General features: G+C 72.1%; 12 protein-coding genes. 5 read left to right on the top strand and 7 right to left on the bottom strand.

Annotated elements, in window-relative coordinates:
• Nucleotides 1–21 precede the first annotated feature (21 nt).
• From ectB to CP975_RS07830, 4 genes are all read right to left on the bottom strand, one after another.
• Nucleotides 22–1,293, bottom strand: a complete 1,272-nt coding sequence (ectB, locus tag CP975_RS07845; RefSeq protein WP_055536364.1) for a diaminobutyrate--2-oxoglutarate transaminase — start codon at nucleotides 1,291–1,293, stop codon at nucleotides 22–24.
• A gap of 82 nt (nucleotides 1,294–1,375) precedes the next feature.
• Complete coding sequence (gene ectA, locus CP975_RS07840) at nucleotides 1,376–1,927, bottom strand: diaminobutyrate acetyltransferase (RefSeq protein WP_150476697.1); 552 nt, start codon at nucleotides 1,925–1,927, stop codon at nucleotides 1,376–1,378.
• A 397-nt stretch (nucleotides 1,928–2,324) separates the two neighbouring features.
• Nucleotides 2,325–2,855 carry a DinB family protein gene (locus CP975_RS07835; protein ID WP_055536363.1) on the bottom strand — a complete coding sequence of 177 codons (531 nt, stop codon included), beginning with the start codon at nucleotides 2,853–2,855 and terminating at the stop codon, nucleotides 2,325–2,327.
• 362 nt (nucleotides 2,856–3,217) lie between these two features.
• The gene (locus CP975_RS07830) at nucleotides 3,218–4,318 is read right to left on the bottom strand and encodes a pyridoxal-phosphate-dependent aminotransferase family protein (protein WP_055536362.1); all 1,101 of its coding nucleotides are present in this window, start codon (nucleotides 4,316–4,318) and stop codon (nucleotides 3,218–3,220) included.
• A 165-nt stretch (nucleotides 4,319–4,483) separates the two neighbouring features.
• On the opposite strand from CP975_RS07830, the gene CP975_RS07825 reads away from it, so the two are divergent.
• Both CP975_RS07825 and CP975_RS07820 read left to right on the top strand, forming a co-directional pair.
• Nucleotides 4,484–5,578 carry an amidohydrolase family protein gene (locus tag CP975_RS07825; RefSeq protein WP_150476695.1) on the top strand — a complete coding sequence of 365 codons (1,095 nt, stop codon included), beginning with the start codon at nucleotides 4,484–4,486 and terminating at the stop codon, nucleotides 5,576–5,578.
• A 329-nt stretch (nucleotides 5,579–5,907) separates the two neighbouring features.
• A complete protein-coding gene (locus CP975_RS07820; protein WP_055531674.1) occupies nucleotides 5,908–6,843 on the top strand; it encodes an SCO1860 family LAETG-anchored protein in 936 nt (311 codons plus the stop codon).
• 73 nt (nucleotides 6,844–6,916) lie between these two features.
• Here the strand turns inward: CP975_RS07820 and CP975_RS07815 are convergent, their stop codons facing one another.
• Nucleotides 6,917–7,411 carry a GNAT family N-acetyltransferase gene (locus CP975_RS07815; protein ID WP_055531672.1) on the bottom strand — a complete coding sequence of 165 codons (495 nt, stop codon included), beginning with the start codon at nucleotides 7,409–7,411 and terminating at the stop codon, nucleotides 6,917–6,919.
• Between the two features lie 215 nt (nucleotides 7,412–7,626).
• On the opposite strand from CP975_RS07815, the gene CP975_RS07810 reads away from it, so the two are divergent.
• The gene (locus CP975_RS07810; protein WP_150476694.1) at nucleotides 7,627–8,409 is read left to right on the top strand and encodes an SDR family NAD(P)-dependent oxidoreductase; all 783 of its coding nucleotides are present in this window, start codon (nucleotides 7,627–7,629) and stop codon (nucleotides 8,407–8,409) included.
• A 24-nt stretch (nucleotides 8,410–8,433) separates the two neighbouring features.
• On the opposite strand, the gene CP975_RS07805 is transcribed toward CP975_RS07810, so the two are convergent.
• Complete coding sequence (locus CP975_RS07805; protein WP_150476693.1) at nucleotides 8,434–10,344, bottom strand: CASTOR/POLLUX-related putative ion channel; 1,911 nt, start codon at nucleotides 10,342–10,344, stop codon at nucleotides 8,434–8,436.
• A 243-nt stretch (nucleotides 10,345–10,587) separates the two neighbouring features.
• Between CP975_RS07805 and CP975_RS07800 the strand changes: the two genes are divergently transcribed.
• Nucleotides 10,588–12,594, top strand: a complete 2,007-nt coding sequence (locus CP975_RS07800; RefSeq protein WP_055531592.1) for a flavin monoamine oxidase family protein — start codon at nucleotides 10,588–10,590, stop codon at nucleotides 12,592–12,594.
• Here the strand turns inward: CP975_RS07800 and cobC are convergent.
• The gene (cobC, locus tag CP975_RS07795) at nucleotides 12,591–14,087 is read right to left on the bottom strand and encodes an Rv2231c family histidinol phosphate aminotransferase CobC (RefSeq protein ID WP_425474232.1); all 1,497 of its coding nucleotides are present in this window, start codon (nucleotides 14,085–14,087) and stop codon (nucleotides 12,591–12,593) included. The two genes, CP975_RS07800 and cobC, sit on opposite strands and share 4 nt — an antisense overlap.
• Before the next feature lie 81 nt (nucleotides 14,088–14,168).
• Between cobC and CP975_RS07790 the strand changes: the two genes are divergently transcribed.
• Nucleotides 14,169–14,900 (top strand): ZIP family metal transporter, encoded by a 732-nt coding sequence (locus tag CP975_RS07790; RefSeq protein WP_055531594.1) that lies wholly within the window; start codon nucleotides 14,169–14,171, stop codon nucleotides 14,898–14,900.
• Nucleotides 14,901–14,917 lie beyond the last annotated feature (17 nt).

The raw sequence follows: 14,917 nt of genomic DNA, 5'->3' as shown, positions 1-14,917 counted from the left end.
GGGGCTCGGACAGTCGCCGGCTCAGGCGGTCTCGCGTACCGCGCGGGCCAGCGTGCGCAGCCCCTCGTCCAGCTCGTCGGGGGTGATCGTCAGCGCCGGAAGGAGCTTGACGACCTCGCCCTCGGGGCCGGAGGTCTCGATCAGCAGGCCCAGTTCGAAGGCCCGCTTCGCCACGGCGCTCGCCCGGTCCTTGTCCAGGAACTCGATGCCCCAGACCAGGCCGCGGCCGCGGAACTCCTTGATCTCGGCGCGGTTCTCGTCGACGATCGCGGTCAGCGCCTGCTCGACCTGCTCGCCGCGGGCGCGGGTCTGCTTCTCCATCGCCGAACCGTCGGACCAGTAGGTCTCCAGGGCGGCGGCGGCCGTGACGAACGCCGGGTTGTTGCCGCGGAACGTGCCGTTGTGCTCGCCCGGCTCCCACACGTCCAGCTCCGGCTTGAACAGGCAGAGCGACATGGGCATGCCGTAACCGCTGATGGACTTCGACACCGTCACGATGTCCGGCGTGATGCCCGCCTCCTCGAAGGAGAAGAAGGCGCCGGTGCGGCCGCAGCCCATCTGGATGTCGTCGACGATCAGGAGCATGTCCCAGCGCTCGCACACGTCGGCGAGCTTGCGCAGCCACTCGGCGCGGGCGACGTTGATGCCGCCCTCGCCCTGCACCGTCTCGACGATCACGGCGGCCGGCTGGTTGAGGCCGGAGCCCTGGTCCTGAAGAAGCCGCTCGAACCAGATGAAGTCCGGGGTCTGGCCGTCGAGGTAGTTGTCGAACGGCATCGGCGTGCCGTGCACCAGCGGTATGCCGGCGCCCGCCCGCTTGAAGGCGTTGCCGGTCACCGCGAGCGAGCCGAGCGACATGCCGTGGAAGGCGTTCGTGAACGACACGATCGACTCGCGGCCCTTGACCTTGCGGGCCAGCTTCAGCGCCGACTCCACGGCGTTGGTGCCCGTCGGGCCCGGGAACATGACCTTGTACGGCAGGTCGCGGGGGCGCAGGATGATGTTCTGGAACGCCTCGAGGAAGGCGCGCTTCGCGCTCGTCGACATGTCCAGGCCGTGCACGACGCCGTCGCGCTCCAGGTAGTCGATGAGCGCGCGTTTGAGGACCGGGTTGTTGTGGCCGTAGTTGAGTGAGCCGGCCCCGGCGAAGAAGTCGAGGTACTCGTGGCCGTCCTCGTCGAACATGCGGCTGCCCTGCGCGCGGTCGAAGACCGTAGGCCAACCGCGGCAGTAGCTGCGCACCTCCGACTCCAGGGTCTCGAAGACGCTCAGGTCGGGCTGGGTGATGGTCACAGCAGATCTCCTGGGAGATGGAAAGTCGTGGGAGGTGAGAAGTGAGGGAAGTGACGGGTGTCGCTGGGGGAGCGAGGCCGGGTCAGGAGCCGAGTGGACCGATGCGGTACAGCACCTCGGGCTCGTGGCCGTCGTCGGGGAAGAGCCCGGCGTCGAACAGGACCCTGCGCTCCACCGACGCGCCGTGTCGACGCGCGTAGGAGAGGAAGAGCCGCTCGGACGCCGTGTTCGAGGGCGCGATCGTCGTCTCGATCGTGCTCAGCGCACGGCCCGCGGCGACCTTCGAGGTCAGCCCGTCGAGCAGGGCGCCGGCCAGACCGCGGCCGCGCTGATCGTGGTCGACGGCGACCTGCCAGACCATCAGGGTGTCGGGGCGCTCGGGCCGGATGTAACCGGTGATGAACCCGACCGCCTCGCCGCCGGCGTCGCGGGCCACGACGGACGTGGCCGCGAAGTCGCGGCACCACAGCAGATAGCTGTACGAGGAGTTGAGGTCCAGCACCTTGGAGTCGCGGGCGATCCGCCAGATCGCGGCGCCGTCGGCGACAGCGGGACTGTCGAGGCGCAGTCCCACGGGCATTTCCAGGAATTGCGCTTGCAGGTCGGTCGGTAGATCGGCTTGTGCAGCGGTCATGCGGAGTGAATTTACCGAGCAATTTCTTGAATTGCATCGGGGGAAGGGGTTACGTAAGCGCGCTTCATGTGTTATCGCGCGAGGGTGCGCGCCCGCATGAGATGGCGGAAGTTTGTGACGATTTGACCGGGTCATATGCCAGCAAAGCGGACGCAATGTGGAGTACGTCACAGCGATGTAACCCGCGCGAGACGCGCCCGAATTACGGTGATTGACGCTGATGAAATCTTAGTGTTTAGGTCCCCGGAAAGCGGGCAGAAGAATACGGGAAGCTGGGCTGATAAAGAATTCGTGAGAATGCGCGGATGAAAAGGCGGATGATGCGCGGAGCGTGCTGTTATAACCACGTCCGCATGTCCCACCCGTGCTCATGGGCTTGCTCCTGTTCTCGCCCAATTCATGATCCCGTCACGCCGTCGATGCGTTCCCGTAGGAGATCCGCGTGGCCGTTGTGGCGCGCGTACTCCTCGATGAGGTGGACCAGGACCCAGCGGAGGCTGACCACGCCGTCGCCGCCTACGACGGCTGCTTCCTCGGACCCGAGCCGCCCCGTCTCATCCAGCGAACGCCCCGCGCAGATCTCCCGGTTGACGGCGACCTCGCTCTCCCACAGCGCGAGCACCTCGGCGAACGTCCGGCCGCGGTCCGGCGTGAACCCGCCGCCCGGCGACGCCGGGAAGAGCAGCGGAACGTCCCGCTGGGCGAACACCCGCTGTATCCAGTTCCGTTCGACCTCGGCGAGGTGCTGCACGAGCCCGAACAGCGAGAGCGAGGACGGCTCGACGGACGTCCGCAGAGCCTGCTCGTCGTCGAGCCCCGAGCACTTGACGGCCAGCGTGGCCCGGTGCATGTCGAGCCAACTCGCCAGCATGGTGGGCTCGTCGGCGGTGAGGGAGGGGATGCGGCGGCCGTCGGGAAGAGTGGTCATGCTGGGCACGGTGCCATGGCGGGGAGTCTTGGGGGAAGGGCGCGGGGGCCTGCGGCCGGCTGGGCAGGTCGTCGCGGGCCCGGCGGGTGTGAGTCCACTCGCGCGTCGAGAGGTGGCCCCCGGCGGGCGCCGACTCGCCGGGCAGGCGTAGGGCGTGCCCGGTGTCGTGACGGTCGGCTGGCTTTCGCGGGTCGGGGTGGCGGGTCCCGAGGGTCGCGGCGTGGACCGTCGGGCGTGTCCCGGGGTCCGTCCGGCGGATCGGGGCGTGTTCGGGCGGCCGCCGCCCATCGCTGCGGGCCGGGCCCTGCGGCCCGCAGCAGGCGCCGCGGCCCCCGGCGTGATCCGCCGGACAGGCGCCAGCCCTAGCGCCAGGCGGACGTCACCGCGCGGCGTGCCGCTTCCAGGTCGGCCGGGTGGCCCGCCTCGCCCAGCGCGGCGCCGAGGGCCGCGAGGCAGGCGTGTACGACGCCGCGGGTCGCGTCCGGGCCGTAGTGGTTGACCCGGATCATCTCCTTGGCCAGCGCCCCGCCACCGGCGACCAGCGGAAGCACCGGGTCGGCGGCGAGCGCCCTGGCGACCAGCTCCGAGGCGTCCGTGCCCGCGGGCACGCGCAGGGTGGTGGCGACCGGGGCCGCGTCCTGGGCCTCGTACACGTACGGCTCCAGGCCCCCGCCCAGCGCGAGCGCCCCCGCGCGCGTGGCGGCGGCAGCGGTGGCGTGGCGCGCCATCAGGGCGTCGAGGCCCTCCGCGTCGATGCGCTCCACGCACGCTTCCAGCGCCAGCATCTCCAGCTGCGCGGGCGCGTGCAGCAGCGCCTTGCGGCCGGCGTCGATCCAGCGCTCCTTCCAGTCCAGGAGGGAGAGGTAGGAGCGGCGGGGCGCCTGCGGGTTGGCGGCGATCCGCTGCCAGGCCCGCTCGCTCACCGACACCGCGGAGACGCCCGCCGGGCCGCCCATCGCCTTCTGCGCGCCGATCACGCACAGGTCCACGCCCCACGCGTCGGGCAGCAGCGGCTCGGCGCCCACCGAGGCGACCGCGTCCAGCATGAAAAGGGCGCCGTGCTCCCGCACGACCGCGCCGATCTCGGCGACCGGGTTGGTGTTGCCGGTGGCGGCCTCGGCGTGCACCAGCGAGACGAAGTCGATCTCCGGGTGCTCGGCGAACGCCTGGCGCACCTGCTCGGCGGTGACGGCCGTGTGGAAGGGCACGGCGAGGTCGATGACGGCGGCACCGCAGTCCCGCAGCCAGTTGCCGAAGGTCTGGCCGTACGGCCCGGTGATCACGTTCAGCGCGGTCGTGCCGGGCCGCGCGGCGCCCCGGATGCACCCCTCCAGGGGCAGCAGGGCCTCACCCTGCATGATCACGACGTCCTGCTCGGTGCCGAGCAGACGGGCCACCCGCGCCTCGATGGCGGCGAAGTGCTGGGCGCTCAGCGGCGCCAGGTCCAGAAAGGGGTGCGTCACAGTACTGCTCACGTCACTGCTCACTTCGCTCACGAGTTCGGCCGGGCTGCGGCACCGAGCGTACCGAGCCTACCGAGCGCCCCCGCGGCGAGCGTGCTCAGTGCCCCGCCACGGGCGCCCCGGCGCCCCGTACCGCACGCCCGGAGCGCCTCCTAAGCTGCTGCCATGAGCGATCACGCGGTGCTGCACGTGAAGGGGCGGGTGCTCGTCGGGCCCGATGACGTACGGGACGAACTGTGGGTCGTCGGGGGGAGGGTGACCTACGAACGTCCGGTGACCCCGGCGACGGAGACCGTCGCCGTCGAGGGATGGGCGTTGCCCGGCCTGGTCGACGCGCACTGCCATGTGGGCCTCGACGCGCACGGCCCCGTGGACGCCGACACGGCCGAGAAGCAGGCCCTGACCGACCGCGAGATCGGCGCCCTCCTCATCCGCGACGCGGGCTCCCCCTCCGACACCCGCTGGATCGACGACCGCGAGGACCTGCCGAAGATCATCAGGGCGGGCCGCCACATCGCGCGCACGCGCCGCTACATCCGCAACTACGCCCATGAGATCGAGCCGGAGGACCTGGTGGCGTACGTCGCCCAGGAGGCCCGGCGCGGCGACGGCTGGGTCAAGCTCGTCGGCGACTGGATCGACCGCGAGGCCGGTGACCTGACGGCCTGCTGGCCCCGGGACGCGGCCCGGGCGGCGATCGCCGAGGCGCACCGCCTGGGCGCCCGCGTCACGGCCCACTGCTTCGCCGAGGACTCCCTGCGGGACCTGGTGGAGGCGGGCATCGACTGCATCGAACACGCCACGGGCCTGACCGAGGACACGATCCCGCTCTTCGCCGAGCGGGGCGTCGCCATCGTCCCGACCCTGGTGAACATCGCCACGTTCCCGGACCTCGCCGCGGGCGGTGAGAAGAAGTTCCCCCGCTGGTCGGCGCACATGCGCAGGCTCTACGACCGCCGCTACGACACGGTGCGTGCTGCGTACGACGCGGGCGTCCCGGTCTTCGCGGGCACCGACGCGGGAGGCTCCCTGCCGCACGGCCTGGTCGCCGCCGAGGTCGCCGAACTGACCCGCGCGGGCATCCCGCCGGTGGCCGCGCTCTCCGCGACGACCTGGGGTGCCCGCGAGTGGCTCGGCCGCCCGGGCCTGACCGAGGGCGCCCCGGCGGACCTCGTGGTGTACGAGGCGGACCCCCGAGAGGACGTACGGGTGCTGGCCGCGCCGCGGAGGGTGGTGCTGGCGGGGAGGGTGGTGGGGTAGCGCCGGGGTCGGGGGTTGACCAGGCGTTACGTGAAGGCGGGGTGCGTCGTTTCTCTTGGCCGGTTTGGTGCGGTGCGGCAACCACTGTGCCGGATACGGAAGTTGTTCGGGTGAAGCGAGGGAACGTACGTGCCGGGAGATTCGAAAGCAAGGTCGGAAACCTCCCTTTGGAGTGAACTCACGGATGGTTGCTGACTGTTCACTCTAAGTGCGTAAAGATTCCCGCGTCGTCCTTCATCGACGGAGGACGACGCCCTCGGTGCGTACGCGATGTCCCCATGTGGCGTACGCCGCCGAAGGCCCGTTTCTCCCGTGGGGGTTCCACCACCTTGAACAGCAACACCTTCCGCATGCCCGCCTGCCGCCGCCGTCGTCTCGTCGCCGTGGCCACCGCCACCGCCCTCGCCGCCGGTCCCGCGGCGCTCGCCGGTGCCGGATCCGCGCGGGCCACGGGCGGCGACCACGACCGCGGCGGCCGTGCCGACGCCGTCGTCCTGCGGACCGGGCTCGACGTCTCCCTGCTCAACAAGACCGTGAACGTCCCGCTCAAGGTCTCCCTCAACGAAGTGCAGGCACCCGCGAGCGCCGGGAAGACCGCGCTGACCGCCCGGCTGGACGGGGTCGACGGCGGACGGCCGTTCAGCGTGCTGCGCGCGGACGTGGCGACCGCCAGAGCGACGGTGAAGGGCGGCAGGGCGGAGGGATACAGCAACATCGCACGGGCAGAGGTGCATGTGCCCGGGCTGCCGCTGCTCTCCCTCATCGAGGTCGAGAAGGTCACCTCGAAAGCCGTCTGCGAGGCCGGTAAGCGCCCCGTCGCCGAGGCGAACCTGCTGGGCGGCGTGACCGTGCTCGGCAAGAAGGTGACGCTGACCGCCGGGGGGACGTCCGAGGTGAAGGTCCCGGGCGTCGGGGAGGTGACGCTCGCCCTCTCGAAGAGGCGTACGACATCGCGTACGGCTGTGGCGGCGGCACTGGAGCTGAAGGTCTCGGTGAACCCCTTGAAGCTGAACGTGGCCGAGGTGGAGGGGACGGTGACGTTGGCGGGAGCCGGTTGTGAGGCGCCGAGGGCGGAGCGGGAACGCGAGGGCGGCGGCACGAAGCCCCAGGGCAAGCCGGCGAAGCCGGTCGGCCAGAAGGCCACGGAGGCGAACCTCGCGGAGACCGGCGGGAGCTCGACGACGCCGTACGTCGCAGGCGGGGCGGTGGTGTTACTGATCGCGGGCGGCGGGGCGGTGGCGATGACCCGCCGAAGCCGAGGCTGACCGCCCGGCCGGGCCGACCGTCGACGGCGTAGGGCACGGGGCGTGGAGGGCACGGGGGGCGCGTAGGGCACGGTCAAGCGAGCGTGCTGAAAGAGATCCAGGTGTCCGGCGGCAGATCCGGCCGACGCGGCACAGCCCTGCGCTCCTCCGTCCACTCCTCGCCCGCGACCTCGCCGGCGACCCGGCGCCAGAAGCGGACCGCGGCCAGGTTGGCGTCCTGGAAGGCGACTTCCCACCGCCCCGGATGCTTGGCCACGATCTCTCGAACGGCCTGTAGTCCGATCCCTCTCCTGCGGGCCCCGCGGACGACGAAGAAACTGTTCAGCACACGCGTCGGACCGCCCACACCGCGCACCAGCGCAAGACCCGCGGGGCGGTCGCCGCTCATCAGCAGATACGGCGCCCAGCCGGCGTCGGCGAAGGCGCTCCGGAGCCAGTCGTCGCGGAAGCTCCCATCCCGACCGGGGAGCGTTTCCTGGAACCCCGAAAGGTCATGACGGAACATCAGCCACAGTCGCTCCAGGGTGAGCTGGTCGGCGGTGCTCGCGAGGCGCACGACGTCGGACATGGAACTCCTTCGTAGAGGTGGAGATGGAGGCGCAGGGCATGAAAAAGCCTCCCCGGGTGGGCACTTGACCGGCCCGGGGAGGCATCACGTATTTGATGATTCTAGCTCAGCCGTGCGACTGGCCGCTTAGGCTGGGTCGTTCACGGGGCGTCCGGGGTGTCCGGGACTTCCGGGACCCCCGGGACGCCCGGGGCATCGCGAGGGGAGAAGTGATCGTGGGGGAACTGGACGGCAGGACCGCACTGGTGACGGGCGGCTCACGCGGGATCGGGCGCGCCGTCGCCCTGCGGCTCGCCGCCGAGGGAGCGCTGGTCGCGGTCCACTACGGCGGCAACGACGCGGCCGCCGCGGAGACCGTGGCGCGGATCGCCGGAGCCGGCGGCCGGGCGTTCTCGGTCCGGGCCCGCTTCGGCGAGAGCGGAGCGGTGGACCGGCTGTTCAAGGAACTCGCCGCAGGGCTCGCGGACCACGGGGCGGACGACGGACTGGACATCCTGGTCAACAACGCGGGCATCCACTCGGTCAGCCCGATCGGGCAGCTCACCGAGGAGGAGTTCGAGCGACTGCTCGCGGTCAATGTGAGTACGCCGGTCTTCGTGGTCCAGCGGGCGCTGCCGCTGCTGCGGGACGGCGGACGGATCGTCAACATGGGCTCGGCGGCCACCCGGATCGCGGACCCCGGCCAGATCGGTTACACCGTCACCAAGGCGGCACTGGCGGCCCTCGGCCCGTCCCTCGCCAACGAACTGGGCCGCCGTGCAATCACCGTCAACACGGTCGAGCCCGGAGTGGTACTGACCGACATGATCGCCGCCTACGCCGCCGTCCCCGAGGCGATGGCCGGGCTGGAGTCGATCACCGCGCTCGGACGGGTCGGCCGGCCCGAGGACGTCGCCGACGTGGTGGGCTTCCTGGCGGGCCCGCGCGGGCGCTGGGTGACCGGGCAGACCATCGACGTCTCCGGCGGCACCTACCTCGGACCGATCGCGCCCGGGTGATCCGCCCGGGGCGCTCGGAAGCCGTCAGTCCCCGCCGATGACGATCACTTCGTCCTCGGCCGACCAGCGGCGCCGCTCGCCCTTGGGCGGATTGATCCGTACGCCGTAGCGGGGGCCCGTCGACGTGTCGTCGTGGATCCGGTAGCCGATGGCGCATTCGCGGCGCTGCCGGGCCGCGGCCACGACCGTGGCGAAGGGCGTCTCACTCCCGGGCAGCACATAGTCGGTGGCGGGCCGCAGCCGGACCCCGGTGCCGTCGGCGGAGAACAGTTCCTCGAACACGGCTGCCAGGTGCCGGTTCTGGGAGATCTGCGCCATGAGCAGACCGATGAACTTGCCGCTGATGATCACATCGGAACCGGGACCGATGGGGGCCAGCGCCCGGTTGCGGTCGTCGATCAGCTCGGTGACGACCGGCAGTTCGCGCCCGCTTGTCTCCTCCAGCCGGCGCAGCAGCAGGAGGGTGACGAGCGTGCGGTTGTCGGGGTCGTCCGGTGACTGTCCGGGGGTGGGGGCCGGGGCGGGGTCGCGGCCGAGCACGATCACGCTGTCGTAGGAGTAGACGTCCAGTCGCCGCAGGGTTTCCGGGCGGGTGACGTCTCCGTGGTGCAGTGTCAGGCTCAGCTCCCCGGCGCTGTTCGCGGCGGCCTCGTCCACCTCCCCGACCGTCGCCTCACCGTGGTCCGTCACCACGTCGACGGCGGACCCCGGCCGGGAGCGGCGTCGCAACTGATCGACCATGAGCGGTGCCCGGCGATTCCAGCCAAGGAGAAGAACGCGCTCCGCTCGCGCGGGCGTCGGGGGGCCGGATGCCATGGCCGCCTCCTCGGCCAACTCCGCACAGTCCTCCAGCCAGACCGTGTCGTCGTCACGTGAGATGACGATGAGCAGGTCGTCCGGAGCGATGAGTGTGTCCGGCGCCGGGTTGAGCAAGGGGGTGTCACCGCGCATCATCCCGACGGCGCTCGACGTGGCGTAGGACAGCAGCGCGTCACCGAACGGACGCCCGGCCAGAGCCGGTTCGGCGACCAGGTAGAACTCGTCGCCGGCGAAGTCGAGGAGTTCCTGGTGGACGAGGGAGAGCCCGGGGTGGCGCGCGGCCTGGACGATCAACCGGGCGGTGACGGTGTCACTCTCCAGAATCACGCTGCCCGGTCCGGCGGCGAGTTGGGCGGCCAGACGGTAGCTGTCGTCCCGGACGGCGGCGACGACGGCCGGACGGGTGGCCACCTCGGACAGGGCTGCCCTGAGGGCCAGCAGAGTCTTGACCACCTCGGCGTCGGCAGCGGGCTCGTCGCGGGGCATGACCAGCACGACACCGGCCCCGGCGGGGTTCGTCAGGGGTAACACGGCCGGGTCGGTGGTGGGGCCGCTGCGGCAGATCAGCCGCGTACGGCCGGGGGGACCCACCTTCGTGTTCAGGGCCTCCTCCATGACGGTCTTGTCCCGGTCGGCCAGTACGACCACCGCCGCCCGCCGCTGGTTGGCGTTGGCGGCCACCAGCTCGCTCACCACCGTGAAGACCTGCTCCGACCACCCCAGGACCACGGCGTGCCCTTCCTCGAGCACGGTGGAACGGCCTCGGCGCAACGCGGTGAGCCGCTCCGTCAGCGCCGCCGTGATCAGGCCGACGAGGGCCGAGACGTACAGCAGGGTGACCAGCGCGAGCAGTACCGACATCGCCACCCGCAGCGGGGGGCCCGTCGCGCCGCCCAGCCGGAGGGTCCTCCCCGTGTGGCGCCACACCTGCGCCAGCCGGTCCGCCAGGGACGCCGGCACGTCGGGGTCGGTCCATGCGAGCACCGCGCTCGCCGGGAGGACGATGGCCAGGCACAGCAGCGCCATCCAGAGGACGAGAACGGCGGCACCGCGGGCCAGCGTGCTGTCGAACCAGTACCGGGCCCTGTCACCGAACAGAGTGCGCCGCCGGACCATCCTTCCCCCTCCCTCTCCCTCCTCGCCCGCTCGCAGGACGGACGTGGATAGTCGTATCGCACCGCCGGGCGGCTACTCACCACGGCAGACGGAGATCACGTGGCGTTCACCCTTTCGGGTCCCGAGTCCTTGCTACCGGCAGTCCGCGTGGCGAGGCCAGGGTTCGCCGTTGCCTGGTTCCTTCGGGTCAATGCCCGGGAAGGGGGCGGGCGCCCGTGCGCGGCCGCCTGTACAAAGACGGCCATGACTGAAGATCAGGCAGTGGCGCGTTCGGACGGCGGTCTCTCCCGGAGGGGCTTCGCGGCGGTGGCGGGCACGGCCCCTGTGGCCATGGCTCTGTCCGGCGGCGTCGCCGCGGCTCTGCCCGCACCGGCCCTCCCGAGGGAAAGCCCTGGTGCCGACTTCGAGCGGTGTCTGGCCGTCGCTCGCGCGCTCCTCGTACTGGACTCCGACGACCGTCCCCTCGTCCCGCGCTACCAGAGCGTCCTCCAGAAGGGGCTGCCGGCGCTTCGACGGTCACGGCCCAAGAACGTCCTGGTCATCGGCGCCGGCCCGGCCGGTCTTGTGGCCGCCTGGCTGCTGACGAGGGCCGGCCACCGCGTGACGGTGCTGGAAGCGAACGGCAACCGGGCGGGCGGACGCATCAAGACCTTCCGCCGCGGTGGGCACGAGAACGCCGAACAGCCCTTCGCCGACCCCCGCCAGTACGCCGAAGCGGGCGCGATGCGCATCCCGGGCAGCCACCCCCTGGTGATGGAACTGATCGACCAGCTCGCCCTGAAGAAGCGGCGGTTCCACTACGTGGACGTCGACAGCGAGGGACGTCCCGCCCACCGCACCTGGATCCACGTCAACGGCATCCGCGTGCGGCGTGCCGACTACGCACGCGCGCCCCGGCGCGTGAACCGCTCGTTCGGCGTCCCCCGGGCCCACTGGGACACCCCGGCCGCCGCCATCCTGCGCTCCGCACTGGACCCGGTGCGCGACGAATTCAGCTACCTCGACCACGACGGCGCACGGGTCGACAAGCCGCTGCCCGAGCGGCTGCGGGGCTGGGCCCGGGTGGTGCGGCGGTTCGGCGACTGGTCGATGTTCCGCTTCCTCACCGAGCACGCCGGTCTCGACGAACGGACCATCGACCTGATCGGCACCCTGGAGAACCTCACCTCCCGCCTCCCGCTGTCCTTCATCCACAGCTTCATCGGCTCCTCCCTCATCAGCCCCAGCACGCCCTTCTACGAGTTGGAGGGCGGCACGGCCGTACTGCCGGACGCCCTGCTGGAGCGCGTCCGCAAGAACGTGCGCTTCGACCGCCGGGTCACCCGCATCCAGTACCACCACCCCGACCGCCCTTCGCCGGACGCCGAGCACGTCCGCGGCAGGGGCCCGCACGTGTGGGTGGACACGGTGTCGGAGGGGCGCGGACGCCCGGTCGTACGCGAGCAGTTCACCGCGGACGTCGCCGTGGTCACCGTGCCCTTCTCCGGGCTGCGCCACGTACAGGTGACCCCGCCCCTGTCGTACGCCAAGCGCCGGGCGGTCGGCGAACTGCACTACGACAGCGCGACCAAGGTGCTGCTGGAGTTCAGCCGACGCTGGTGGGAGTGGGACGAGGCCGAATGGAAAAGGGAGTTGCGCGCCATCGACCCCGGTCTGTACGACGCCTACCGCACCGGCCGGGCGGCGGCGGACGGCAGCCTCCTCGGAGCCCACCCCTCCGTACCCGCCGGATACATCACGGCGGGCCAGCGCACCCACTACGCCGCCCACCGCGCGATCGCACGCGAACAGCCGGAGGCGGTCGACGTCACGGGAGGCGGCTCGCTGTCGGACAACGCCAACCGGTTCATGTTCCACCCGTCCCATCCGGTCCCGGGCAGTGCGGGAGGCGTGGTCCTGGCCTCCTACAGCTGGGCGGGCGACGCGCAGCGCTGGGACTCACTGGACGACGAGGCGCGGTACCCGTACGCCCTGTGCGGCCTCCAGCAGGTCTACGGCCAGCGCATCGAGGTCTTCTACACGGGCGCGGGCCGCACACAGAGCTGGCTGCGCGACCCCTACGCCTACGGAGAGGCGTCCGTGCTCCTGCCCGGCCAGCACACCGAGCTGCTGCCCGCCATCCCCGTGGCCGAAGGGCCGTTGCACTTCGCCGGGGACCACACGTCCGTCAAACCCGCATGGATCGAGGGAGCCGTGGAGTCCGCCGTGCGCACCGCCCTGGAGATCCACACGGGAGGAAACGGCCGCTAGGAGCCCAGCACCGCGCCCAGCGCGGCGAGGAAGCGGTCCGACGTGGTGCGGTCCCTGACCGCCAGGCGGATCCAGTCCGGACCCAGGCCAGGGAACGTATCGCCCCGCCGCACGGCGAAGCCCCGCTCCCGCAGACGGTCCCGTACCCCCAGCGCGTCGGGCACGCGGACCAGTACGAAAGGCCCCTCCGCGGGGCCCACCGCGCGGACCCCGAGCGGGGCCAGCTTCGCCAGGCCCGCGAGGAGGTGCGACCGGTCCGCCGCGACGCGGTGCGCCGCGTGGCCGGCCTCCGCCAGGGCCCGCGGGCCGACACACGCCCGCGCCGCCACCAGCGCCGGCGTGGACACCGGCCACAGCGGCTGCGCCCGGGTGAGCGCCGCGATCACGTCGGGGGAGGCGAGGACGTAGCCGATGCGGAGCCCGGCCAGGCCCCACGTCTTCGTGAGGCTGCGCAGCACGACCAGGCCGGGCACGTCCGTACGGCCCGCCAGCGCCTCCCGCTCACCCGGCACCGCGTCCATGAACGCCTCGTCCACCACCAGGATCCGCCCGGGCCGCGCCAGCGCGGCGATCGAAGCGGCCGGGTGGAGGACGGACGTCGGGTTCGTCGGGTTGCCGACGACCACGAGGTCGGCCTCCTCCGGAACCACCGCCGACCCGTCCAGACGAAACCCGCTCTCCTCCCGCAGCAGCACCCGCCCCACCTCGTACCCGGCATCCCGCAGCGCCGCCTCCGGCTCCGTGAACTGCGGGTGCACGACCACAGGGTGACGGATCTTCAGGCCGCGCGCGACGAGTACGAAGGCCTCCGCCGCGCCCGACGTGAGCAGCACGCGGTCCGGGGTCACGCCGTGCCGTGCCGCCACCGCCTCCCGCGCCTGCCTGCCGTCCGGATAGGCGGCCAGGCCGTCCAGGGAGGAGGCGACGACCTCCTTCAGCCACGCCGGGGGAGTGCCGGTCCGTACGTTCACCGCGAGGTCGGTGAGGTCCGCGCCGTCGTCCCGCACCTCCGCGTCCCCGTGGTGGCGCAGGTCGTGGCCGAGGCCGGGCCCCCCGGCCGCGCCGCCGCGGCGGGCCACCGCGCACGTCGCCATCGACGGGCGCCCCACCGGTGCCGACTTCCGTTTGGGGACGAGGAGTTCGCCGCCGCCCCGCAGCGCCGCCGCCTCCGCCACGGACGGCGTCCCCACCGCCGCACGCGACGCGAGGGACGGATTCGGCACCCGCACCGCCGCCAGCTCACGCGCCGAGTACGCCACGAGCGGCACCCCGAGCCGCGCCGCCGCCCCGACGATCCCCGGCTCCTCGGCCTTCACGTCGACCGTCGCCAGCTCGGCGACCGCCCCCTCGGAGAAACCGGCCTCGCGCACCGCGTCCCGTACGAGCCCGAGCACCTCCTCCAGCGGAGCGTCCTCGCAGGCGCCGACGCCCACGACGAGCACCTGGACGTCAGCCATGGAGTGGCCCATGGAGTGGCCCATGGAGGGGTCCATGAAGGGGTCCTTTCACAGCAGGTGGGGGGACACGGAGGGAGAGATGTGCGCGACGGGGGGTCAATCGGCTAGCAAGGGCCCATGGCGGTGTTCGTGGCGCTCGGCGCCTTCCTCATGACCCTGGTGGGCGGCTGGACTGCCCAGCGGGTCACCGACCGGCGCCACCTCGTCCTGGGGCTCGCGGGCGGTCTGATGCTCGGTGTCGTCGGCCTCGACCTGCTGCCGGAGGCGCTCGACGCCGCAGGCGAGCCGGTGTTCGGCGTCCCGGCGGCCCTGCTCTTCTTCGTGGCCGGTTTCCTCTTCGCCCACCTGGTGGAGCGCCTCCTCGCGGTCCGGCAGGCCGCGCACGGCGCCGGCGGGCACGGGAACGGCCGGGTCCCCCAGGTGGGGCTCACGGCGGCCGCCGCGATGGTGGGCCACAGCGTCATGGACGGCGTCGCCATCGGCGCCGCCTTCCAGGTGGGCGGCGGCATGGGCGCGGCCGTGGCGCTCGCGGTCATCGCCCACGACTTCGCGGACGGCTTCAACACGTACACGATCACGAGCCTGTACGGGAACGCCCGCCGCAAGGCCCTCGCGATGCTGTTCGCGGACGCGGTGGCCCCGGTGGTGGGCGCCGCGTCGACGCTGCTCCTCACCATCCCGGAGGGGCCGCTCGGCGGCTATCTCGGCTTCTTCGGCGGGGCACTGCTGTACCTCGCGGCCGCCGAGATCCTGCCCGAGGCCCACCACGACCACCCGGCCCGCTCGACGCTGCTGTGCACCGTGGCGGGCGCGGCGTTCATCTGGGCCGTGGTGGGCATCGCCGAATGAGCCGCCCCGCGCGCTGC

Origin of the sequence: Streptomyces alboniger (assembly GCF_008704395.1) — a bacterium.
Classification (GTDB): domain Bacteria; phylum Actinomycetota; class Actinomycetes; order Streptomycetales; family Streptomycetaceae; genus Streptomyces; species Streptomyces alboniger.
The sequence above is the reverse complement of the archived record's forward strand: the minus strand, read 5'-3'. Positions and strand labels throughout refer to the sequence as shown.

Bases quoted from the DNA above. Each gene is read 5' to 3' on its own strand.
- ectA (WP_150476697.1), bottom strand. From the start codon at position 1,927: ATGACCGCTGCACAAGCCGATCTACCGACCGACCTGCAAGCGCAATTC.
- CP975_RS07835 (WP_055536363.1), bottom strand. From the start codon at position 2,855: ATGACCACTCTTCCCGACGGCCGCCGCATCCCCTCCCTCACCGCCGAC.
- CP975_RS07825 (WP_150476695.1), top strand. From the start codon at position 4,484: ATGAGCGATCACGCGGTGCTGCACGTGAAGGGGCGGGTGCTCGTCGGG.
- CP975_RS07815 (WP_055531672.1), bottom strand. From the start codon at position 7,411: ATGTCCGACGTCGTGCGCCTCGCGAGCACCGCCGACCAGCTCACCCTG.
- CP975_RS07805 (WP_150476693.1), bottom strand. From the start codon at position 10,344: ATGGTCCGGCGGCGCACTCTGTTCGGTGACAGGGCCCGGTACTGGTTC.
- CP975_RS07800 (WP_055531592.1), top strand. From the start codon at position 10,588: ATGACTGAAGATCAGGCAGTGGCGCGTTCGGACGGCGGTCTCTCCCGG.
- cobC (WP_425474232.1), bottom strand. From the start codon at position 14,087: ATGGACCCCTCCATGGGCCACTCCATGGGCCACTCCATGGCTGACGTC.
- CP975_RS07790 (WP_055531594.1), top strand. From the start codon at position 14,169: ATGGCGGTGTTCGTGGCGCTCGGCGCCTTCCTCATGACCCTGGTGGGC.